This window comes from Nocardioides daedukensis, from assembly GCF_013408415.1.
Lineage (GTDB): Bacteria > Actinomycetota > Actinomycetes > Propionibacteriales > Nocardioidaceae > Nocardioides > Nocardioides daedukensis.
Window position 1 is genome coordinate 1,427,710 of record NZ_JACCAA010000001.1, and the last position, 21,710, is coordinate 1,449,419.

Sequence of the window (21,710 nt, forward strand, 5' to 3'; positions counted from 1 at the left end):
GCGTGCCCCATTCAAGCAGGCAGCGTGACCGTGCTCACGTCTGGCCCGTCGACTCACTCGACCTTCTTGGCCGGCGGGTCCAGGACCGCATCGATCACGTGCCTGGCCCAGGTCAGCAGCTCCTCGTCCCGGATGTGTCCGCCCGGCACCGTCGGGCGGGGCACCAGGACAGTGTCGGTGGCCGACTTGTAGAGGCTCTTCGGATAGATCATCCCGAGCCGGACCTGCCGCGACTCCGGCAGGGCCACCGGCGAGAACCTGATGTTCTTGCCGGCCAGGGTGACCTCGGCGATCCCGGCCTGGCGGGCACGCGCACGGAAGCTGGCCACCTCGAGCAGGCTGGAGACGCTCTTGGGCGGATTGCCGTAGCGATCCAGCATCTCCTCGCGGATCCGCGCCACGTCCTCGTCCGAGCGGACCTCGGAGAGGGCCTTGTACATCTCGAGGCGCAACCGCTCCGAGGGGATGTAGTCGTGTGGCAGGTGCGCGTCGATGGGCACCTCGATGCGAACCTCTGCCAGCTCCGGCTCGGCATCGCCACGGAACTCAGTGACGGCCTCCCCGACCAGGCGCACATAGAGGTCGAAGCCGACGTCGGCGATGTGCCCGGACTGCTCGCCACCGAGCAGGTTGCCGGCGCCGCGGATCTCGAGGTCCTTCATCGCGATCGCCATGCCCCCGCCGAGATCGGAGTGCTGGGCCAGGGTGGCCAGCCGCTCGTGCGCGGTCTCGGTGAGCGGCTTCTCGGTGGGATAGAGGAAGTAGGCATAGGCGCGCTCGCGTGAGCGGCCCACGCGGCCCCGCAGCTGGTGCAGCTGGGAGAGCCCGAGCGTGTCCGAGCGCTCGATGATCATCGTGTTGGCGTTGGAGACGTCGAGCCCCGACTCCACCAGCGTGGTGCAGACGAGCACGTCGAAGCGCTTCTCCCAGAAGTCGAGCATCACCTGCTCCAGCTGGCGCTCGTTCATCTGTCCGTGCGCGGTGGCGACACGGGCCTCGGGGACGAGCTCGGTCAGCTTCTGCGCGGCCTTCTCGATCGACTGGACTCGGTTGTGGATGTAGAAGACCTGGCCCTCGCGCAGCAGCTCGCGCCGGATCGCGGCCACGACCTGTCGGTCCTCGTAGCCACCGACATAGGTCAGCACCGGGTGCCGTTCCTCGGGCGGGGTGGCGATCGTCGACATCTCCCGGATGCCGGTGATCGCCATCTCCAGGGTGCGTGGGATCGGCGTCGCGGACATCGCCAGGACGTCGACGCTGGTCCGCAGCTGCTTCATCTTCTCCTTGTGCTCGACCCCGAAGCGCTGCTCCTCGTCGACGATGATCAGCCCGAGGTCCTTGAACCGGATGTCGGAGTTGAGCAGTCGGTGGGTGCCGATGACGATGTCGATGCTGCCGTCGGCCAGGCCCTCCAGGACGGCCTTGGCCTCCTTGTCGGTCTGGAACCGCGAGAGCGGCTTGAGGTTGACCGGGAACCCACTCATCCGCTCCTCGAAGGTGGACAGGTGCTGGGTGACCAGGAGCGTGGTGGGGACGAGGACGGCGACCTGCTTGCCGTCCTGGACCGCCTTGAAGGCCGCACGCACCGCGATCTCGGTCTTGCCGTAGCCGACGTCACCGCAGACCAGCCGGTCCATCGGGACCTGCTGCATCATGTCGGACTTCACCTCGTCGACGGTGCTGAGCTGGTCGGCGGTCTCCTGGAACGGGAACGCGTCCTCGAGCTCGCGCTGCCACGGGGTGTCGGGTCCGAAGGCGTAGCCCTTGGTGGCCTGGCGGGCGGCGTACAGCTTGATCAGCTCGGCTGCGATCTGCCGGACCGCCTTGCGTGCCTTGCTCTTGCGCTTGGTCCAGTCCGCGCCGCCGAGCCGGTCCAGGCTCGGCGCCTCGCCGCCGACGTAGCGGGTGACCTGGTCCAGCGCGTCGGCCGGCACGTAGAGTCTGTCGCCGGCGGCGCGCTGTCCGGACTTGGGCTTGGAGGCGCCATATTCGAGCACGAGGTATTCGCGGGTCGCGCCCTGCACCTCGCGCTGCTTCATCTCGACATAGCGGCCCACCCCGTGCTGCTCGTGCACCACGTAGTCGCCCGGCTTCAGCTCGAGTGGGTCGATCTGCTTCTTGCGGCGCGCGGGCAGCTTGCGCATGTCGCGCGTCGAGGACTTCTGGCCGGAGATGTCCTCGCCGGTGAGAACTGCGAAGTCGGGGCCGACCAGGCCCTGGATCAGCTGGGCGTGGACGACGGTCACGACGCCCGGGTCGGTGACGGTGCCGTCCTCGACCAGGCGGGCGGCGATCTCGTTCTCACCGAGGACCTCGACGGTGCGCTCGGCCGGGCCGAGACCCTCGCGGACCACGAAGACGCGCTTGCCCCGGTCCAGCCAGTCCTTCACGTCGCGCACCGCTGCCGCGACGTCGCCGCGATAGGCCTCGGCCGGGTTCACCTCGACCGTGCGTACGTCGGGGGCGTCCGGGTCGATGTTCCCGGGCACGGCCTCACCGGAGTCGTCGAGCCCGAACGGGCTGATCGACCACCAGGCCAGGCCGCGGCCGATGGTGTGCTCGCGCACCTCGCCGAGCGACTTGTAGGACGCCGCCCCGAGGTCGATCGGCGCCACGCCGCCGCTTGCCGCGGCCGCCCAGGAGGCGCCGAGGAACTCCTCGGACGTCGCGACCAGGTCGTGGGCCCGGGCCCGGACCCGCTCGGGGTCCAGGACGAGCACGCTGGTGTTGTCGGGCAGCAGGTCGACCAGGAGCTCCATCTCGTCGACCAGCACCGGGGCCAGCGACTCCATGCCCTCGACTGCGATCCCGTTGGCGATTTTCTCGGTCAGCTCCTTGAGCTGCGGGTGCGCCTCACCGAGCTCGGCCGCGCGTCGGCGTACGTCCTCGGTCATCAGGAGCTCGCGACACGGCGGCGCCCAGAGCCTCTCGTGGGGCTCGAGCGTGCGCTGGTCGGCGACGGAGAAGCTGCGGATCTCCTCGACGTCGTCGCCCCAGAACTCGATCCGGAGCGGATGCTCCTCGGTCGGCGGGAAGATGTCGACGATGCCACCGCGGACGGCATATTCGCCGCGCCGCTCGACCAGGTCGACACGGGAGTAGGCGGCGTCGCTGAGTCGTCTGGCGATGTCGTCGATCTCGACGGTGTCGCCCTTGCGGACCTCCACCGGCGCGAGGTCCCCGAGGCCCTTGACCTGCGGCTGGAGCACGCTGCGCACCGGCGCCACGACGACCTGGATCTCACCCTCGGCGGGGTGCGTGATCCGACGGAGCACGGCGAGCCGCTGGCCGATGGTGTCGCTGCGCGGGCTGAGCCGCTCGTGCGGGAGGGTCTCCCAGCTGGGGAAGTAGGCCACCTTGTCGGCGTCGACCAGCTCGTTGAGCGAGGCGACCAGGTCCTCGGCCTCGCGCTGAGTCGCGGTGACGGCCAGGACCGACCGGCCCTCGCGGACCAGCCCGGCCACCATGAACGGCCGGATGCCGGCGGGCCCGGTCAGGTCGAGGGCATTGACGCTGCGGGCATCTGCCAGTGCGCCGGAGAGCGCCTTGTTCGCGAGGACGACATCGGCCAAGCCTTGGAGACGCACGGTGGAACCTTCCGACAACACGGCAGCCCCCGGTCAGGCTGACAGGGGGTGGACGCAGGCCATCCTACGTCGCTGCTGGGACAGCCTCTTCGAGCGCGCCGACGACCGTCTGCACGGCCAACCGCTCGGCGCGGTCGGGGCGCATCACCGCGAAGATGTGCCGCGCGGTGGAGATCCCGCGCAATGGCCGCAGGACGACATCCTTGCCCTGGGGTGAGGTGAACCGGGGCAGGATCGCGACCTTGTCGCTGGCCACGACGAGCGCCTCGATCAGCCTGTTGTCGCGCATCCGCTGCACCACCCGGACCTGCTGTCCCGTTGCCTCCTCTACGGCGAGGCGGACCACGTCGAAGGGGAAGCCGATCGGCACGCCGATCCACTCCTGGTCCACCAGGTCCTCGGGACGTACGTCGTCGCGCGCGGCGAGCGCGTGGTTGGCGGCCATCGCCACGTCGAGGGGCTCACGGACCAGCTCGACGGTGACCAGGCCCTCGGTGCCGGCGGGTGCGTGCGAGGTGAGGCTGTGGGCGATCACGATGTCGTGCTCGGTGACCAGGTCGGCAAAGGCCCGCTCGGCGACGTCCACGTCGGTGAAGACCAGGTCGATCCCGGTCTCGTCGAGCGCACCGAGGGCCTTCGGGAGCAGGTAGGTCGCGGCACTGGGCAGGCCGGCGACCGAGACGGTGCCGGAGGGTTGGCCGCGGAAGGCGTCCCACCGGGCCTGCACCTGGGCCACCACCCGTGCGACGTCGTGTCCGCACTGGGCCAGCAGTTCCCCGGCCGGCGTGAGCCGGAGTCCGCGCCCGGCCGGCTCGACGAGCTGAGTCCCGAATTCGCGCTGCGCGGTGCGCAACTGCTGACTCACCGCAGACGGGGTGCGGTGGGTGGCCCGGGCCACCGCGGTGACGCTGCCACGCACCGAGAGATCACGGAGCAGCTCGAGGTGCCGAACATCCATGCAGGCAGCCTACAGAGTTCTTGAAGGACTATTCGCTTGTTCTTCACTGGCGACCCGGGAACCATGGTCGGCGTGCCCGTCAACCACCGTCTGCTCGCCTGCTCCGTCGCCGTCATGTGGGGGCTCAACTTCATCGCCATCCATGCATCGCTGGAGCACTTCCCGCCGCTGTTCCTGGCGGCGCTGCGATTCGCCTTGATCGCCGTGCCCACCGTGCTCCTGGTGCCCAGGCCGGCCGTGGAGCTGCGCTGGCTGATCGGCTATGGCCTCGGCTTCGGGACCCTGCAGTTCCTCTTCCTCTATTGGGGAATGGCCGCCGGCATGCCGGCTGGACTCGCCTCCCTGGTCCTCCAGGCATCGGCCCCGTTCACCGTGCTGCTGGGGGCCACCGTGGCGCGCGACCGGGTCAGCGGAAGTCGGGTGCTGGGGATCCTGGTGGCCGTCGCCGGCCTGGCCGTGGTCGGCTGGCAGCGCACCGAGGCCGCCTCGGTGCTGCCCTTCCTGCTGGTGCTGGCTGGCGCGTTCGGCTGGGCGATCGGCAACATCTGCAACGCCCGGGCCAAGGCGCCGGACCCGTTGGTCTTCACGCTCTGGATGTCCGTGGTGCCGGTGGCGCCGATGCTGGTCCTGGCCCTGGTCTTCGAGGGACCGGGCCGGATCACCGAGTCGATGACCACCCTGGACCAGCCCGGGGCGACACCCGCCCTGCTGGGCCTGGCCTACACGGTGCTGATCGGGACGATCGCCGGCTCGGGCGTCTGGTCCTGGCTGATGAGCCGTCACCCGGCCGGTGTCGTGGCGCCGTTCTCGATGCTGGTGCCGGTCGTCGGCATGAGCGCCGCCTGGCTCATGCTCGGCGAGACCACGAGCCCCGGCGAGCTCGCCGGGGCCGTGCTGGTGGTGAGCGGAGTCCTCCTGGGCAGTCGGCTGCCGACGACCCGGGCGGAGACCCCGCCCGCGGAAGTCAGCGAGCCACGATCACCGAGGAGCCGTGACCGAAGAGTCCCTGGTTTGCGGTGATCCCGACGCGCGCGCCCTCCACCTGCCGACCCTCTGCCTGGCCACGCAGCTGCCAGGTGAGCTCGCAGACCTGTGCCAGCGCCTGAGCGGGGACGGCCTCGCCGAAGCAGGCCAGCCCACCGGACGGGTTGACCGGGATCCGGCCACCGATGGTGGTGTCGCCGGCACGCAGCAGGGCTTCCGCCTCGCCGCGCTTGGCCAGGCCGAGGTCCTCGATCCAGTCCAGCTCGAGCGCGGTGGAGAGGTCATAGACCTCGGCCACGTCCACGTCGTCGGGGCCGATACCGGCTTCCTCGTAGGCAGCGTCGGCGAGCGACTCCTTGAAGGTCCGCTCGCCCGCGCCGACCACGTTGGTGGCCTCGGTCGAGAAGAGCGGCATGTCGATGACGGTCTGCGGGAACGTCGGGGTGACCGTCGAGATCGCCTTGATCCGCACCGGGTCGGTGAGGCCGTGCTTCGCGGCGTACTCCTCGGAGACCAGGACCACTGCCGCTCCCCCGTCGGAGGTGGCACAGATGTCGAGCAGGTGCAGCGGGTCGGAGACGATCGCGGAGTTCACCACGTCCTCGACGCTGACCTCCTTGCGATAGCGCGCGTTCGGGTTGGCCAGGCCGTGGCGGGAGTTCTTCGCCTTGACCGCGGCGAAGTCCTCGCTGGTGGCCCCGTAGAGGTCCATCCGGCGGCGGGCGTAGAGCCCGAAGTAGCCGGGGTTGGTCATCCCCATCAGCCGGAAGCGCAGCCAGTCCGGGTCGTCCCAGCGCTCACCGGCGTTGGGAGCCAGGAAGCCCTTGGGGGTGGTGTCGGCGCCGACCACGAGGGCGACGTCGCACTGGCCGGCGAGGATGCGGGAGCGAGCGGTGTCGAGGGCCTGCGAACCGGTCGCGCAGGCGGCGTACGACGTGGCAATGCGGGCCCCGTTCCAACCCAGCGCCTGGGCGAACGTGGAGCCGGCGACATAGCCGGCGTACCCGTTGCGAACGGTCTCGCCGCCGACCACCAGGCCGACGTCGCGCCAGTCGATCCCGGCGTCTGCGAGCGCGGTGCGGGCCGCGGCGACGCCGTACTTCACGAACGAGTGACCCCACTTGCCCCAGGGGTGCATGCCGACTCCGGCAACGACGACGTCCTTGGTCACTTGACCGACTCCTGCTCTGCTTCGTTGTCCGATCGGGTCGGCAGCCACTTCCACATCGTCTTCTCGCCGTCCTCGTCGGTCCAGGCGGTCTCCACGACCAGCTCGACCGGCGAGCCGACCTTGACGTCGTTCACGCCGAAGCCGTTGGCCAACTGGCCCAGGATGACCAGGCCCTCGGGGAGCTCGACCGCGGCAAGCGCGAACGGGACGTAGGGGTCCGCGGCGGGGATGTATGGGGCCGGCGGCTGGTACTGGGCGTCGGTGTAGGACCACACCGTGCCGCGGCGGGAGAGCTCGCGGGTCTCGAAGGACTCCCCCGAGCAGGCCGGGTTCTTGCAGAACTCACGCTCGGCGGGGAATGCGAGGTTGCCGCACTCCGTGCACGCCGACGCCAACAGCGCCGGCTCCGGGCCGGTGGTGAACCAGCCTTCGATGGCAGGTGTGCTCATCTCTCCCCTTCGGGCATGCGACGACAAAACTAGAACAGGTTCCTATTGTGCCATCGATCCACGTTCGTTGCCCGCGACGGTCCCACCCACCGGGCCGATCCCTCGTTGATGCCGGCCCCTGGACCGAGACCTGCACAGAACCTTCACGAGTCATCCGCACATCCTGACCACTCGCACTCCTAGGCTCGCTCACATGGCAGACGGCGCACCCAACACCACTACGGCCAGGATCCTCGTCGTCGAGGACGAGCCGGTCATCAATCAGGCCGTCACCGACCGGCTCCGCGGCACCGGCTATGACGTGGTCCAGGCCTTCGACGGGCCGGACGCGGTGGCCCGCTTCGAGGAGACTGCCCCCGATCTGGTCCTGCTCGACGTGATGCTGCCCGGCTTCGACGGACACGAGGTGTGCCGCCGCATCCAGGCCTCGCGTCCGGTGCCGGTGCTGATGCTGACTGCCCGCGACGACGAGGCCGACATCCTGGTCGGGCTCGGCGTCGGCGCCGACGACTACATGACCAAGCCGTTCCGGATGCGGGAGATGGTTGCCCGGGTCGCGGCCCTGCTCCGCCGGGTCGAACGGGCCGAGGAGCTTGCCTCGCGGACCGCGCCGAAGCCCGACCTCGGCGACCTGGACATCGACTCCGCGAGCCGCCGGGTGCGGGTTGCCGGCGAGGAGATCCACCTGACTCCGACCGAGTTCGACCTGCTGCTCTGCCTGGCCGCGGCACCGGGGACGGTGTTGGCCCGCGAGAGGCTGTACGCCGAGGTGTGGGGCTGGTCGGGCGCCACCGGGACCCGGACCGTGGACAGTCACGTGAAGGCACTCCGGGCCAAGATCGGTGCCCAACGGGTCCGCACCGTGCACGGCGTCGGCTATGCGCTCGAGCCGGTGGCCCAGCCATGAGCGGAACCAACAGGCAGCCGCTGCTGGACGGCGTACGGTCGGTCAAGATCAAGCTCGGTGTCCTCGTCGCGGCCAGCGTCGTGGTTGCGGCTTTGGTCGGCGCCCTCGGAGAACGAGCCGGGGTCCCGCTCTGGCTCGGGCTGCCGGTGACCGTCGGCCTCGCACTCGCCGTCACACAGCTGCTCGCCAGCGGCATGACCTCCCCCCTGCGTGAGATGACCGTCGCTTCCCGGCGGATGGCGCGCGGCGACTACTCCGTGCGGGTCACTGCCTCCTCCAGTGATGAGATCGGCGAGCTGGGCAGGGCCTTCAACCGGATGGCCGAGGACCTGGCCGGCGTCGACCGGCAGCGTCGTGAGCTGGTCGCCAACGTGAGCCACGAGATCCGCACCCCCCTCGCTGCGCTCTGTGCGGTGCTGGAGAACCTCGCGGACGGCGTCGCCGAGCCCGACCCGGAGACGCTGGGCACCGCACTCGAGCAGGCCGAACGACTCTCCGCCCTGGCCACCGACCTGCTCGACCTTGCTCGGGTGGATGCCGGGAAGGCCGCCCTGTCCACCGAGCCGGTTCCCCTGCGCGACCTCCTCGAGCGTGCCGTCGCCGAGGCTGGGTTCTCGAGTCGCGACGTGACCTACGCCGTGCAGGTCGAGCCCCGCGACCTGACTGCGTCCGCAGACCCGGCGCGACTGCGTCAGCTCGTTGCCAACCTGCTGGACAATGCGTCGCGGCACAGTCCTTCGGCCGGCCAGGTCAGGCTCACCGCAGCCGCCACTCCTGACGGCTGGGCGCTCGAGGTCACCGATCAGGGACCCGGCATTCCGGCCGCCGACCGCGAACGGGTCTTCGAGCGCTTCGGCACCCTCGGCGACAACCTCTCCGAGACCGGCGGAGGCGGCGGTACCGGCCTCGGGCTGGCCATCGCTCGCTGGGTCACCGACCTGCACGGCGGATCCATCGCCTTCGTCGACCCGGAGACCTCCGGGGCCCGCGTCCGGGCCACCTTCCCGCGCGAGCCGCACCGTCCCGGCACCGCCCGGGCACCCGCTCCGCTTGCGCTGCCCCCGACCGACCAGGAGGCCATCGTGCCCAGCCCCAGCAAACCGTCGTACCCGCCCGCCCCGCCGGCCCACCCCGGTGCGCCCGGCACGCGACCGGAACCCTTCCTGGACGACCTCTTCGGCAGGTTCTGGCCCGAGCGATCGATGCCCGCCAACGTGCCCGCGGTCCTTGCCTGCCTGGCCGTCGGCCTGCTCGCGGCTGCCATCCTGCCCTTCCGCGATCTCGGCCTCGGCACGGCGATCGTGCTGGTCGCGTCCGGCGGCGTCATCCTCGGCTTCAGCCGCAACCGCCGCTCGCCGTTCACCCTCACCTGCGCGGCACTGTGCCTGCTGCTGGCCAGCACGGCCGCCCTGCGGGACGCCGAGTGGATCGTCATCCTGTGCCTGCTGGCCGGTGGCGCGCTCTGCATGGCCGGACTCGCGAACGGGCGCACCCTGCCCGGTTTCATCATCTCCGGGATCGCGTGGCCGCTGGCCGGACTCCGCGGGCTGCCCTGGCTGGGTCGTTCGCTGCGCGCGCTCACCGGTGGCGGGGCGAGTGCCGCCGCCATCCGCACCGCACTCATCTCGCTGCTCGGAGTCAGTGTCTTCGCGCTGCTGTTCGCCTCTGCCGATGCCCTGTTCGCCGAGTGGGTCGACGCGCTCGTCCCCGACTTGACCATCGACACGTTCGTGCTGCGCGCCTTCATCACCGTCGCCGTCGGTGGCGTCGTACTGGCCGCGACCTACCTCGGGCTCAACCCGCCACAGGTCGAGGCCGCCACCGGCCGGGTGCGCCCGGTGGCAAGTCGATATGAGTGGCTGGTACCGGTGCTGCTGGTCGACGCGGTGTTCGTCGCGTTCCTGATCGTCCAGGCCACCGTGATCTTCGGCGGGCACGGCTACCTCGAGCAGACCACCGGGCTCACCTATGCCGAATACGTCCACCAAGGATTCGGCCAGCTGACGGTCGCCACGATCCTGACCCTGCTGGTGGTCTGGGCAGCTGCTCGCAAGGCGCCGGTGGCAACGAGTGCCGATCGCACCTGGCTGCGCGGATCCCTCGGCCTGCTGTGCGTGCTGACCCTGGTCGTGGTGGCCTCCGCGCTCTACCGGATGCACGTCTATCAGGAGGCCTACGGCTTCACCCAGCTGCGCCTGCTCGTCGACGTCTTCGAGGGTTGGCTGGGGCTGGTGGTGATCGCGGTGATGGTCGCCGGCACCACCCTGCGGGGTGCGTGGCTGCCTCGTGCGGCCCTGCTGAGCGGAGCCGGACTGCTGCTCGGGTTGGCCGTTCTCAATCCGGACGCCTGGGTCGCCCAGCAGAACATCGACCGCTATGCCGAGACCGGCAAGGTCGACTGGCTCTATCTGCAGGATCTCTCCGACGACGCGGTCCCGGTGCTGGCCACGCTCGACGACGACGTGGTCGAGTGCGCCCTGGACGGACGCTCCATCTCCGACGACGACTGGCTCGAGTGGAACCTCGGTCGGGCCCGAGCACAGAGTGAACTCAGCGGCGAACCCGCGTCACTGTCACCGACGTGCATCTCCACGGACACGACGAGACGGCCCTGAACGAGTGATCCGACTGGGTGATCCGAACAGCTCACCTGAACACTGACCCGGGCGGGTCAACCGATCGCGGCGACCTCCTCCTCGGAGCGCAGGATGCAGAACTCGTTGCCCTCCGGATCGGCCAGCACCACCCACCCCGAACCGGGACCGTACTTTCCGCGCTGGTCGTCGATCTGGGTCGCGCCGAGCGCCAGGACTCGCTCGACCTCCTCGTCGCGAGAGACGGCAGCTGGCCGCAGGTCGAAGTGGAGCCGGTTCTTCACCGATTTGGCATCGGGCACCTCGATGAACAGGATCCGGTGCTCACCGTCCGGACTCTGGATCATGCACTCCTCGTGCCCGGGCTCGTTGGGCTCGTCCTCCTCGTCGACATAGCCCAGCAGCGTCTTCCACCACTCGGAGAGCTCATAGGCATTACGGCAGTCGACGGACGTGTGCGACACGAAACAGGTCATGGCGCCACGCTGCCGTCCCGGACCCGAGAGGGCAAGGGCTCAATCGACCCCGTTGCGCTTGACGAAGTCCACGATCTTCTCGGCCAGCTCCGGTCGGCACACGATCAGGTCGGGCAAAGACACATCGTCCTTGTTGTAGACCAGCTCGGAGCCGTCCACACGTGAGCAGAACAGTCCGGCCGCGCGGGCCACCGCGACCGGTGCGGCGTTGTCCCACTCATATTGCCCACCGGCGTGCACATAGGCGTCGGCCACGTCCCGGACCACCGAGATCACCTTCACACCGGCCGAGCCCATCGGCACCAGCTCGGCATCGAGCTCGGCGGCCAGGGCTTCCACGAAGGCCGGTGGGCGCGAGCGGGAGACCGCGATCCGGGGGCGGTACGACGTACGCTCCGGTACTGCTGTCGGTGCGGCGGTGCTGAAGGTCTCCCCCAGCGCCGGCTGCGCGACGGCGCCGACCGTGAGCTCGCCGCGCTCCCACAGCGCGACGTGGACAGCCCAGTCGTCACGGGGCGGCTCGGAGAACTCGCGAGTGCCGTCGAGCGGATCGATGATCCAGACCCGGTCGGCGCCCAGGCGGTCCTTGTCATCGGTCGCCTCCTCGGACAGCACCGCGTCGTCGGGCCGGTGCTCGGCGAGCAGCTGCGCGATCAGCAGCTGTGCGGCGGTATCGCCGGCGTCCTTGAGTGCTCGGCCCTCGAGGCCCTCCTGGCGCACGGAGAGGAGCCGGACGCCGGCCTGCTCGGCCAGCCAGGCTGCGAAGTGGTGGTCGTCGGCGGGTACGTCGTTCACCCGACCACCCTAGTCAGGATCGGACCCGCCACACGGTCGTGTCAGGAGTTGAACCGGGACTGGGTCTTGGCCAGGCCCTCGCTGATCAGCATCTCGATCGCGTCGGCGGCATCGCCGATCTGGAAGGGCAGTTCCTTCTTCTCGGTCGTGGAGTAGTTGGAGAGCACGAAGTCGGCGACCGGCTGTCGACCCGGCGGGCGGCCGATCCCGGCCCGCACCCGGAAGAAGTCACCGGTGCCAAGCGACGAGCGCATCGAGCGCAGGCCGTTGTGGCCGTTGTCGCCGCCACCGAACTTGAGTCGCAGCGTGCCGAAGTCGATGTCCAGCTCGTCGTGGATCGCGATGATCCGCTCGGCCGGGACGCCGTAGAACTTGGCCACCGTCGAGACCGGACCACCGGACTCGTTCATGTAGCCGCGGCCGCGCATCAGCACCACTCGCGGGCCCGGTACGCCGGGTGGGGTCAGCCGACCCTCGACCACGTCGGCCCGGCCGGACTTGTGCGCGCGGAAGGGCGAACCCATCCGGGAGGCCAGCTCGTCGGTGACGAGATAGCCGATGTTGTGTCGGTGCCCGGCATAGGAAGGGCCGGGATTCCCCAGTCCGACCACGAGCCACACGTCCGTCTGCTCGGTCATGAACGAAGTATCCCGGCCTCTCCCGGTGATGCGTGACAGGGCCCTGCCCCAGGCGCGGCCCGGGGCAGTCCCTGCGAAGATCACGCCTCGGAGTCGCCCTCGGCGGCCTCTTCGCCGACCTCGGGAACCTCGGACTCGTCCTTCTCGATGCCGGCCTCGGCCTCGGCCTCTTCGAGCTCGGCCTCGATCTGCTCCGTGGTGGGCGCGTCGGTGATGTTGACGATCAGGAGCTCCTCGTCGGAGAGCAGCGTGGTGCCCTTGGGCAGCTCGACCTGGCTGGCCAAGATCTGGGTGCCCGACTCGAGGCCCTCGATGGAGACCTCGAAGGACTCGGGGATGTGGGTGGCCTCGGCCTCGACGGAGATCGACGGGTTCTCGAGGACGACCAGGGTCTCCTTGGCCGCGTCACCGACGAGCAGGATCTGGACGTCGACGGTGACCTTCTCGCCCTTGCGGACGGCCACGAAGTCGATGTGCTCGATCAGGCGCTTGATCGGGTCGACCTGGATGGCCTTGGTCAGCGCGAGCTGGGTGGTGCCCTCGATGTCGAGCTCGAGCAGGGCGTTGGCGCCACCGTGGCGCAGCGCCATCGTGGTCGCGTGGGTCGGCAGCACGATGTGCATCGGGTCGTTGCCGTGGCCGTAGATCACGGCGGGGATGGTGTTGGCACGACGCGCGCGGCGGGCGGCGCCCTTGCCGAACTCGGTACGGGTGGTGGCAGAGATCTTCTCGGCAGACATTTCTTCTCCTGATGGTGGTGAGAACGGTGGGCCCCGGCGTGATCGGGCCGTGGAACGACGAACGCCGCGCATCCGGATCGGAGCGCGGCGCAGTTCAACACACCCGCCCTGTCGATCACGGAGTCCCTGCGCAGTGCAGCGCTCCCTCGCCGAGGCAACCCCAGAAGTCTAGGCGAGAAGGGGTCCGCGTCGCGAATCGCTGCGCAGGTAGGTTCGGTGCCATGCCTTCGCTGACCCTTACCGAGTCCCGCACCCGTGCCGCAGACCTGGCGGTGACGGCGTACGACGTGCACCTCGACCTCACCTCCCCCGAGGCCTTCACCTCCTCCACGACTGTGCACTTCACCAGCCGCACCGCGCAGACGTTCATCGAGCTGGCCGACGCTGAGTCCGTGCAGGCCACGCTGAACGGCGTGACGCTGCCGGCACAGGCGTATGCCGATGGCCGGCTCGCGCTGTCGGACCTGCAGGAGCGCAACGAGCTCGTCGTGACCGCTCGGCTCCCCTATGTCACCAACGGCGACGGGATGCACACGTTCACTGATCCCGCCGACGGTGAACGCTACGTGTCGGCCTACTGCGGGATGGACATCGCCTCCACTGTCTTCGCCTGCTTCGACCAGCCCGACCTCAAGGCCCCGATCACCCTGACCGTGGACGCCGAGGAGCACTGGACCGTGCTGGCCAACGGTGCGGCCACCTCCTCGGAGGCCGGGCGCTGGAGCTTCACCAGCACCCCGCCGATCTCGACGTACCTCTTCGTGGTCTGTGCCGGGCCGTGGCACTCGGTGACCTCGACCCACAGGGGTCTGCCGTTCGGCTGGCACGCCCGTCGTTCGCTCGCCGACGACCTCGACCGTCAGGCGCCGGAGCTGGAGGCGATCACCCGCGACTGCTTCGACCACTACACCCAAGCGTTCACCGAGCCCTATCCGTTCGACTCCTACGAGCAGGTCTTCGTGCCCGGCCAAAACTGGGGCGCCCTGGAGACACCGGGGTGCGTCACCTTCCGCGACGAGTTCCTGTTCCGGGGCGAGCCGAGCGCGATGCAGCGACAGGCCCGCGCGATGGTGATCGCGCACGAGATGGCGCACATGTGGTTCGGCGACCTGGTGACCATGAAGTGGTGGGAGGACAGCTGGCTCAACGAGTCGTTCGCCGACTACATGGGCTATCAGGTCGCGGCGACCGCGGCGGGCTATGTCGACAGCTGGATCGCCTGTGCCCAGACCCGCAAGCCCCAGGGCCTGCGCGCCGACGCACTGCGCTCCACGCACCCGATCGCCGAGGACGCAGAGGCGATGGTCGACGTGGACACCGCCTTCGGCAATTTCGACATGATCACCTATGCCAAGGGCAACGCAGTGCTGCGCCAGCTGGTGGCCTGGCTGGGCGAGGAGCCCTTCCTGGCCGGGGTGAACGCCTATCTGGGCCGGCACCGATTCGGCAACGCCGATCTCGCCGACTTCCTGGACGCCCTTGACGCGGCCACCGACCGTGACGTCCGGGCCTGGGCCGAGTCCTGGCTGCGCAGCACCGGCTTCGACACGATCCGCATCGAGCGACGCGACGGCGTCCCGATCCTGCACCGCGACGGGTCACGGCCGCACCGTTTCACCGTCAACGGCTATGCCGCCGACGGCCAGCTGGTCGGCACCGAGCTGGTCGACCTGGCCGGCGAGCCGGTCGCCCTGCCCGCCTTCCGTGGCCTGGCCGTCGTCCCCAACGCCGGTGACGAGACGTTCGCGCAGGTCCAGCTGGACGTGGTCTCCAAGGAGTTCGTCGAGCAGCACCTGGGCCGGATCGCGGATCCGTTGGTCCGCGCGGTGCTCTGGCGCGGACTGGTCGAGATGACCCGGAGCGGTCGCACCTCGGTGGAGGACTTCCTCAAGCTGGTCGCACGGCACCTGCCGATCGAGGAGCACGCGATGGTGTTCGAGGGCGCGATCAACGCGGCCCAGGTCTTCGTGGTGAACGAGCTGCTCGACCCGGCCCGGCTCGATGAGGCGCACGAGGTGCTCGCCGCGACCTGCACCCTGGCCCGCCACCGGCACCCGGTGGTGGCCACCCGCGTGCTGACCTCGACGACCACCGACACCGAGCTGCTGCACGGCTGGCTCGAGGACGACGCCACCGACCTCGGTGCTGCGCTCGACCAGGAGCAGCGCTGGGCCGTCGTACGCCGGCTGGTCGAGCTCGGCGGGGATCCCGCGATGATCGCGACCGAGGAGGAGCGTGACCAGTCCGCTGCCGGGCGCCTTGCCGGGCTGCGGTGCCGCGCCGCGGTCCCCACCGCCGAGGCGAAGCAGGAGGCTTGGAGCCAGATGTTCGACGGTGAGCCGGCGAACCGTGACTTCACCGCCCTCAGTGACGGCTTCTGGACCCCCGGCCAGCACGACCTGGTTGCCGACTACCTGGCCCGGTTGGTCGCCGAGGCTCCCGGTCTGGCTGAGCGACGCGGTCAGGCCTTCTCCAAGGTGGTCGGGCACGCGTTCCCGCACATCGCCTGGCCGCTGGAGGTGGCCCGCGCGTTCCGCGAGGACCTGACCCGAGCCCTTGGCTCAGGCGAGCTGCCGACGGTGCTCGCCCGCGAGTGGAACGACCACCTCGACGAGCTGGACGTCACCCTCGCCGCCCGATCCCGCAACTCTTGATGCGCGAGCCTGCAGTTGTTGCGCGTCGAACCGGCAGTTGTTGCGGCTCGAACCTGCACTTCCTGCGCGTCGAACCGTCAGTTGTTGTGGCGCGAACCTGCAGTTGTTGCGGCCCCGACCGGAATCGGCCGCGTTCGCAACAGCAGGGTGGATCAGGCGTGACCGTCGAACATCGAGGTCACTGAGCCGTCCTCGAACACGGCGCGGATCGCGCTGCCCAGCAGCGGTGCGATCGAGAGGATCGTGAGCTTGTCGAAGCGCTGCTCCTCGGTGAGCGGCAGCGTGTCGGTCACGATGACCTCGGTGGCCGAGGAGTTCTTCAGCCGGTCCACCGCGGGGCCGGAGAGGATCGGGTGCGTGGCCGCGATGATCACACCGGCGGCGCCCTCCTCCATCAGCGCCTCGGCGGCCTTCACGATGGTGCCGCCGGTGTCGATGATGTCGTCGGTCAGCACGCAGTAGCGACCCTTGACCTCACCCACGACGCGGTTGGCGACGGTCTCGTTGGGGCGGTCGGTGCGACGGGTCTTGTGGATGAACGCCAGCGGCACGCCACCGAGACGGGCGGACCAGCGCTCGGCGACCTTGATCCGGCCGGCGTCGGGCGAGACCACGGCGAGCGGCTGGTCGCCGTACTTCTCCTTGACGTAGTCCGCCAGGATCGGCAGCGCCATCAGGTGGTCCACCGGGCCGTCGAAGAAGCCTTGGAGCTGGTCGGCGTGCAGGTCGACGGTGATCAGCCGATCGGCGCCGGCGCACTTGAACAGGTCGGCGATCAGGCGGGCCGAGATCGGCTCGCGGCCGCGGTGCTTCTTGTCCTGGCGCGAGTAGCCGTAGAACGGCATGACCACGGTGATCCGCTTGGCCGACGCACGCTTGAGGGCGTCGACCATGATCAGGTGCTCCATGATCCATTCGTTGATCGGAGCGGTGTGGCTCTGGATCACGAAGGCGTCGCAGCCGCGGACGGACTCCTCGTAGCGGACATAGATCTCGGAGTTGGCGAACTCATAGGCCGACGTGGGGACCAGACCGGTGCCGAGCTTCTCGGCGACGGCCGTGGCCAGTTCGGGGTGTGCTCGGCCGGTGAAGACCATCAGGTTCTTCTCGGTCGTCTTCTTCATTCCGCTCACGCCGGATTCTCCTCAGACTCGACTGGCCGCAGCTGACCCGCGCCACTGATTCTGCACCCAGTGTTCACCGATCAGCCAACCCGCACCCGCGCAGCGTGAGACGGGTCACTGCCCCTTGCGGTTCTTCCAGTCCTCGAGGTTCCGCTGGGGGCCGCTGGAGACGGCCAGTGCACCGTTGGGTACGTCGCGCCGCACGGTGGTCCCGCCGCCCGTCATCGCGTCGTCGCCGATCTGGACCGGCGCGATGAAGGTGTTGTTCGAGCCGGTCTTGGTGCGGTCGCCGATCTTGGTGCGGTGCTTGTTGACCCCGTCGTAGTTGGCGAAGATCGTGCCGGCCCCGATGTTGGTCTCCTCGCCGATCTCGGCGTCGCCCACGTAGGACAGGTGCGGCACCTTGGAGCCGTTGCCGATCTGGGCGTTCTTGGTCTCGACGAACGCACCGATCTTGCCCCGGGAGCCGAGGTTGGTGCCGGGACGCAGGTAGGAGAACGGGCCGACGTTGGCCTCGTCGCCGATCACCGCGAGCTCGCCGTGCGAGCGGACGACACGGGCGCCCTGGCCGATCTCACAGTCCTTGAGCGTGGTGTCCGGACCGACCACGGCGTCCTCGCCGACGACGGTCGCGCCGAGCAGCTGTACGCCGGGGAGGATGGTGACGTCGCGGTTCAGCACCACGTCCGCGTCGATCCAGGTGGTCTCCGGGTCCATCACCGTCACGCCGTCCTTCATCCACTGCGTGACGATGCGACGGTTGAGCTCACGCCCCAGCGCGGCGAGCTGTGCACGGTCGTTAGCGCCCTCGGTCTGGCTGACGTCGTCGATCGCGTAGGCGCCGACGGTGAGGCCGGCCTCGCGGGCGATGCCGACGGTGTCGGTGAGGTAGTACTCCGCGTTGGCGTTGTTGTTACTGATCCGGCCCAGCGCGTCGGTGAGGAACCCGGCGTCGAAGGCGAGGATGCCGGAGTTGATCTCGGCGATGTCGCGCTGGAGCGGGGTCGCGTCCTTCTCCTCGACGATCGCCTCCACGTCACCCTCCGCCGTACGCACGATCCGGCCGTAGCCGAACGGGTTGGGCACGATGCCGGACAGGATGCTGACCGCGCGCTCGGCGGCCTCGTGCTCCTCGGCGAAGGCGCGCAGGCTCTCGCCGCGCAGCAGCGGGGTGTCACCGGTGACCACGACGACGGTGCCGCTGATCGGCTCCGCGATGGACTCGAGAGCGACGCGTACGGCGTGCCCGGTGCCGTCCTGTGACTCCTGGACGGCCAGCACGACCTCGGGCATCTGCTCACTGATGTGTGGGCCGACCTGCTCACGCTGGGTGCCGATCACGGCGATGACGCGCTCGGGCTCCATCGCGCGCACGGCGTTGAGGACGTGGCCGATCATGCTTCGCCCGCCGACCTCGTGCAGCACCTTCATGGTCTTGGACTTCATCCGGGTGCCGCCACCTGCGGCGAGGACGACCACGGTGAGATTGCTCGGCATGCACACTCCTTGATTGGGCCCGATCATCGGTTCGGTTCCACCCCATGGGTGTGAACCGGACCACGATAACGTCGCCGGCCCGATGAGCGGTGGTCGGTGGCCACCGACCACCGCACTCAGGCAGTGCCGCCGACCGCTCCCGGGACGCTGTCCACCATGTCGTGGCCCATCCCCTGCTCGGCCTTCATCCGCACCAGTGCCTCGTCGCGGGCCGCATAGCCCGCTGCGGTCAGACGCTCCGCGCCGAGGAGTCCGTGCCTGGCCCGGTCGAGCAGGCGCAGGCCGGGCCGGGCGACGCGGAGCACGTGCTTTGCGGGGCCGTCGGGGACCGAGAGCTGGTCTGCCACCCGATCACCCAGGAAGACCCGGGACATGCCATAGACCAGGCTTCGCGACAACGCCGTCCGGAACCCCAGCGGGCCGAGCAGCAGCCCAGCGAACTGAGGCGCCAGGTAGTCCTCGGTGAGCGCGCGGGTGAAGTCCCGGGCGAAGTCGTCGGGACCCGGCGAGGTGATCCGGTAGAGGTCCTCGATCCGGATGTGATCGGCCTCGGACACCGGCGCCAGGGCCGGGTCGACACCGATCAGGTGGCCGACATAGCGCCACAGGTGATAGATCGAGTCGAGCTCGTCGCGACGCAGGTCGACGCCGAGCTTCTCCATCGCAGCAAGGGAGATGTGGCCGAACTCGGCGAGGGTGAACGCCATGTAGGGCTGCGGGATCGGGACGCCCCAGGCGGCCTCGTCCCACTCGTCGCCACGTCCGATGAAGCGGCGCACGTGGGCATGGATCATCCGCACCCGCACGGTGTGGGTGAAGCCCGGCGCGTCGATCTCCATGCCGCCGCGACGGACGACCGCGGAGAGCCACTCGCCGACCTCGATGGAGCGTACGGCGGGCTGGTTGCCATAGCGGCCGGTGAGCAGCAGCGGCTTGGCGGCGATCCAGTTCTCGGCGCCGGCGAGCAGTGAGGCGGCGCCGAGCACCAGGCCCCACTGCGCCGAATAGCGCACCAGTACGTCGGCTGCGTGGTCGAGGCGTTCGCGATCCAGCCAGACGGGATCGGTGGTGACCTGGTCGATCAGCGCGGTGACCGAGGCGGGCCTGTCCTCGAGTGCGCCGAGCCCTTCGGTCATCAGGGTGCGCACGGCCTTGCTGGCTGCGGGGTCGGCGGCGACCGCGTCGCCGAGTGGGTCGGCCTGCCACATCCCGTCGAGCCATGCCTGGCCGAAGGCGCCATAGCGGGCGACTGCCTGCTCCGCGCCGGGCAGCGCGGTGGGTGCCGGGCGGCTCATCGCTTCACCCCTGCCGCGAAGGTGTCCAGCTGCGGGCGGGCATAGAGGCTGCGCAGCTTCTCGTAGCGATAGCGGTTGAACGCGAGCGGCTCCAGCAGCAACCAGGCCGGGAGCCAGCGCCGCGCTGCCCGGATCGTCGCGGCATAGAAGGCGAACTCGCGCTTCTTTGCCGCGGTCCACTCGACTCCGAGGAGCTCGCGCATCCGCGGGTGTGCGGCGGCCTCGGCGCAGATCCGGGCGGGCCTGATCAGCGCCGGGGTGGCTGCGCGCCACAGCGGGGTGATCAGCAGGTGCAGCCAGCGCGGGCCGATCAGGGTGGGCACGGGAAGGGCGTCGAACGTCTTGTTGGCCCAGCGCAGGAAGTCGTTGTCGTGCAGGTCGTTGGCGGCCACCTGGTCGTAGTAGGCCTCCATCTCGGCGACGGTGCGCGGGACCTGGGACTGGTCGCTGTTCAGGTCGTAGTCACTGAGGGAGAGGACGGTCTGATAGACGACCTCGCGCTGCTCGTCGGTGAGGTCGCGGCCATAGGTGGTGACGTAGCCGGTGTAGAAGACCAGCATGCTGCTGGTGCCGACCCACTTCCACACCGCCGGCTTGAGCGCGCTGTAGCGCTCGTCGGCGAACTCGCCCTTGCCGCGTCCCTTGACCTGGCCGTGCATGGTCTTGAGCCGCTCGGCGGTGGCCCTGCGGTCGGCGTCGTCTCCGAAGAGCAAGAGTGGGCCCCACAGATAGCTGCGGATGCCGCGGTTGGTGAAGTTCTCGGCGAACCGTCCGGTGGCATCAACCGCCGCGGCCACCTCGCGATAGGCGACCTGGTCCAGGGCGAGCCGCCCATAGAGGCCGAAGGCCACCGGCATGCCCATCCACCAGCGCACGTCGGCGGCGAGCTCGTGGTGCGGCTGGCTCGGATGCCACGGAGGGACCCGCGCTCCATCCACCGATGGGGGTGCCGGGTGCTTGGCAGTGACCGTCATGCGGTCCTCCTTGGAGAGGCAATGAGACAACACCTGTTGACAGATGGAACTGTCACATCAGTCAACGCGTGTGTCAAGATGCATTCCATGACTTCGGGTGCGCGCCGCTATGGCGGGGCAAGTGCAGAGGAACGCGCCGCCGAGCGTCGCTCCCGGCTGCTTGCGGCCGGCCTCGAGCTGATGGGCACCCGTGGCCTGGTCGGGGCGACCGTCCGCGGCGTCGCGGAGGAGGCAGGGGTGGCCGCCCGCTACTTCTATGAGAGCTTCCCGACCGTCGACGACCTGCACCTGGCCGTGTTCGACGAGATCGCACAGGAGGCCTTGGTGCGCTCCTTGGCCGCACTCGAGCGCACCTCCGGGGACCCCGAGGCACGCCGCGAGCGCACCCGGGTCGTCCTGGCCGAGATGGTCGACCTGATGCTGGAGGACCCCCGCAAGGGACGGATCGTGCTGCTGGAGTCGACGGCCTCGGCCACCCTCGGTGCCCGAGCCCTGGCCGAGAGCCGACGGTTCGCCGGACTGCTCGCAGCCACCGCCTCGGGCAGCGATCCGGGGGCCGACACCGCACACGTCTCGGTGGAGCTCCGGCTCGTGGCCCAGTTCCTCATCGGCGGCGTCGCCCATGCCCTGGGCGCCGTCCTCCAGGGCGAGGTGGAGGCCTCGCGGGAGATGCTGGTCGACACCCTGACCATGCTCTTCACCACGGTCGACGCCACCTTGCAGGTGGGTGCACCTGAGCTGTGAGCACTCGGCGCCATCGCGAACAGCTGAGTGTGGAGCTCCCCGGGTAGGAGTCGAACCTACGTCGCTAATCCTGATTCAAAGTCAGGCGGGCCCTGCCGGCAGACCAACCGGGGAATGTCGTGC

17 protein-coding genes and 1 tRNA gene are annotated in these 21,710 nt (G+C 69.5%); 5 read left to right on the forward strand and 13 right to left on the reverse strand.

Going from position 1 to position 21,710, the window contains the following annotated elements:
* Positions 1-53 precede the first annotated feature (53 nt).
* Complete coding sequence (mfd, locus tag BJ980_RS07145) at positions 54-3,608, reverse strand: transcription-repair coupling factor (protein WP_425490291.1); 3,555 nt, start codon at positions 3,606-3,608, stop codon at positions 54-56.
* Positions 3,609-3,651: 43 nt separating this feature from the next.
* Positions 3,652-4,545, reverse strand: coding sequence for a LysR family transcriptional regulator (locus BJ980_RS07150; protein WP_179501659.1), 894 nt, complete (start codon positions 4,543-4,545; stop codon positions 3,652-3,654).
* Between the two features lie 36 nt (positions 4,546-4,581).
* Here BJ980_RS07150 and BJ980_RS07155 point away from each other — a divergent pair, with 36 nt between their 5' ends.
* Positions 4,582-5,565 (forward strand): EamA family transporter, encoded by a 984-nt coding sequence (locus tag BJ980_RS07155; RefSeq protein WP_218855437.1) that lies wholly within the window; start codon positions 4,582-4,584, stop codon positions 5,563-5,565.
* On the opposite strand, the gene BJ980_RS07160 is transcribed toward BJ980_RS07155, so the two are convergent.
* Positions 5,510-6,700 (reverse strand): lipid-transfer protein, encoded by a 1,191-nt coding sequence (locus tag BJ980_RS07160; protein ID WP_179501660.1) that lies wholly within the window; start codon positions 6,698-6,700, stop codon positions 5,510-5,512. The genes BJ980_RS07155 and BJ980_RS07160 overlap by 56 nt on opposite strands.
* Entirely contained in the window at positions 6,697-7,149 is a 453-nt protein-coding gene (locus tag BJ980_RS07165; RefSeq protein ID WP_179501661.1) for a Zn-ribbon domain-containing OB-fold protein, read from the reverse strand. Before BJ980_RS07165 ends, BJ980_RS07160 begins: the two co-directional genes overlap by 4 nt.
* A 193-nt stretch (positions 7,150-7,342) precedes the next feature.
* Here BJ980_RS07165 and BJ980_RS07170 point away from each other — a divergent pair, with 193 nt between their 5' ends.
* Both BJ980_RS07170 and BJ980_RS07175 read left to right on the forward strand, forming a co-directional pair.
* Entirely contained in the window at positions 7,343-8,056 is a 714-nt protein-coding gene (locus tag BJ980_RS07170; protein ID WP_179501662.1) for a response regulator transcription factor, read from the forward strand.
* Entirely contained in the window at positions 8,053-10,671 is a 2,619-nt protein-coding gene (locus BJ980_RS07175; RefSeq protein WP_179501663.1) for a DUF4153 domain-containing protein, read from the forward strand. Before BJ980_RS07170 ends, BJ980_RS07175 begins: the two co-directional genes overlap by 4 nt.
* Before the next feature lie 56 nt (positions 10,672-10,727).
* Here the strand turns inward: BJ980_RS07175 and BJ980_RS07180 are convergent, their stop codons facing one another.
* The 4 genes from BJ980_RS07180 to BJ980_RS07195 all read right to left on the reverse strand — a co-directional run bounded on the left by BJ980_RS07180 (position 10,728) and on the right by BJ980_RS07195 (position 13,299).
* Positions 10,728-11,126, reverse strand: coding sequence for a VOC family protein (locus BJ980_RS07180; RefSeq protein WP_179501664.1), 399 nt, complete (start codon positions 11,124-11,126; stop codon positions 10,728-10,730).
* A 39-nt stretch (positions 11,127-11,165) separates the two neighbouring features.
* The gene (locus BJ980_RS07185; protein WP_179501665.1) at positions 11,166-11,921 is read right to left on the reverse strand and encodes an inositol monophosphatase family protein; all 756 of its coding nucleotides are present in this window, start codon (positions 11,919-11,921) and stop codon (positions 11,166-11,168) included.
* Between the two features lie 41 nt (positions 11,922-11,962).
* Positions 11,963-12,559 carry an aminoacyl-tRNA hydrolase gene (pth, locus tag BJ980_RS07190; RefSeq protein WP_179501666.1) on the reverse strand — a complete coding sequence of 199 codons (597 nt, stop codon included), beginning with the start codon at positions 12,557-12,559 and terminating at the stop codon, positions 11,963-11,965.
* Positions 12,560-12,639: 80 nt separating this feature from the next.
* The gene (locus BJ980_RS07195; protein WP_179501667.1) at positions 12,640-13,299 is read right to left on the reverse strand and encodes a 50S ribosomal protein L25/general stress protein Ctc; all 660 of its coding nucleotides are present in this window, start codon (positions 13,297-13,299) and stop codon (positions 12,640-12,642) included.
* Between the two features lie 221 nt (positions 13,300-13,520).
* Between BJ980_RS07195 and pepN the strand changes: the two genes are divergently transcribed.
* Positions 13,521-15,953, forward strand: a complete 2,433-nt coding sequence (pepN, locus tag BJ980_RS07200) for an aminopeptidase N (RefSeq protein WP_179501668.1) — start codon at positions 13,521-13,523, stop codon at positions 15,951-15,953.
* 152 nt (positions 15,954-16,105) lie between these two features.
* Here the strand turns inward: pepN and BJ980_RS07205 are convergent, their stop codons facing one another.
* The 4 genes from BJ980_RS07205 to BJ980_RS07220 all read right to left on the reverse strand — a co-directional run bounded on the left by BJ980_RS07205 (position 16,106) and on the right by BJ980_RS07220 (position 20,843).
* On the reverse strand, positions 16,106-17,077 hold the full coding sequence (locus BJ980_RS07205) for a ribose-phosphate diphosphokinase (RefSeq protein WP_179503795.1): 972 nt from the start codon (positions 17,075-17,077) through the stop codon (positions 16,106-16,108).
* A 114-nt stretch (positions 17,078-17,191) separates the two neighbouring features.
* A complete protein-coding gene (glmU, locus tag BJ980_RS07210; protein ID WP_179501669.1) occupies positions 17,192-18,574 on the reverse strand; it encodes a bifunctional UDP-N-acetylglucosamine diphosphorylase/glucosamine-1-phosphate N-acetyltransferase GlmU in 1,383 nt (460 codons plus the stop codon).
* A 116-nt stretch (positions 18,575-18,690) separates the two neighbouring features.
* Positions 18,691-19,869 (reverse strand): oxygenase MpaB family protein, encoded by a 1,179-nt coding sequence (locus tag BJ980_RS07215; protein ID WP_179501670.1) that lies wholly within the window; start codon positions 19,867-19,869, stop codon positions 18,691-18,693.
* Positions 19,866-20,843, reverse strand: coding sequence for an oxygenase MpaB family protein (locus tag BJ980_RS07220; RefSeq protein ID WP_218855438.1), 978 nt, complete (start codon positions 20,841-20,843; stop codon positions 19,866-19,868). The genes BJ980_RS07215 and BJ980_RS07220 overlap by 4 nt, the downstream gene beginning before the upstream one ends.
* Positions 20,844-20,930: 87 nt before the next feature.
* Between BJ980_RS07220 and BJ980_RS07225 the strand changes: the two genes are divergently transcribed.
* Positions 20,931-21,587, forward strand: coding sequence for a TetR/AcrR family transcriptional regulator (locus BJ980_RS07225; protein WP_179501671.1), 657 nt, complete (start codon positions 20,931-20,933; stop codon positions 21,585-21,587).
* 35 nt (positions 21,588-21,622) lie between these two features.
* Here BJ980_RS07225 and BJ980_RS07230 read toward each other — a convergent pair.
* Positions 21,623-21,701: transfer RNA gene (locus tag BJ980_RS07230), tRNA-Gln, on the reverse strand.
* Positions 21,702-21,710 lie beyond the last annotated feature (9 nt).

Excerpts from the sequence above, each read along its gene's own strand:
- BJ980_RS07170 (WP_179501662.1), top strand. The coding sequence starts at position 7,343 with ATGGCAGACGGCGCACCCAACACCACTACGGCCAGGATCCTCGTCGTC.
- BJ980_RS07180 (WP_179501664.1), bottom strand. The coding sequence starts at position 11,126 with ATGACCTGTTTCGTGTCGCACACGTCCGTCGACTGCCGTAATGCCTAT.
- pth (WP_179501666.1), bottom strand. The coding sequence starts at position 12,559 with ATGACCGAGCAGACGGACGTGTGGCTCGTGGTCGGACTGGGGAATCCC.
- glmU (WP_179501669.1), bottom strand. The coding sequence starts at position 18,574 with ATGCCGAGCAATCTCACCGTGGTCGTCCTCGCCGCAGGTGGCGGCACC.
- BJ980_RS07225 (WP_179501671.1), top strand. The coding sequence starts at position 20,931 with ATGACTTCGGGTGCGCGCCGCTATGGCGGGGCAAGTGCAGAGGAACGC.
- BJ980_RS07220 (WP_218855438.1), bottom strand. The coding sequence starts at position 20,843 with ATGACGGTCACTGCCAAGCACCCGGCACCCCCATCGGTGGATGGAGCG.
- BJ980_RS07165 (WP_179501661.1), bottom strand. The coding sequence starts at position 7,149 with ATGAGCACACCTGCCATCGAAGGCTGGTTCACCACCGGCCCGGAGCCG.
- BJ980_RS07150 (WP_179501659.1), bottom strand. The coding sequence starts at position 4,545 with ATGGATGTTCGGCACCTCGAGCTGCTCCGTGATCTCTCGGTGCGTGGC.
- BJ980_RS07175 (WP_179501663.1), top strand. The coding sequence starts at position 8,053 with ATGAGCGGAACCAACAGGCAGCCGCTGCTGGACGGCGTACGGTCGGTC.
- BJ980_RS07215 (WP_179501670.1), bottom strand. The coding sequence starts at position 19,869 with ATGAGCCGCCCGGCACCCACCGCGCTGCCCGGCGCGGAGCAGGCAGTC.
- pepN (WP_179501668.1), top strand. The coding sequence starts at position 13,521 with ATGCCTTCGCTGACCCTTACCGAGTCCCGCACCCGTGCCGCAGACCTG.
- BJ980_RS07195 (WP_179501667.1), bottom strand. The coding sequence starts at position 13,299 with ATGTCTGCCGAGAAGATCTCTGCCACCACCCGTACCGAGTTCGGCAAG.
- BJ980_RS07205 (WP_179503795.1), bottom strand. The coding sequence starts at position 17,077 with ATGAAGAAGACGACCGAGAAGAACCTGATGGTCTTCACCGGCCGAGCA.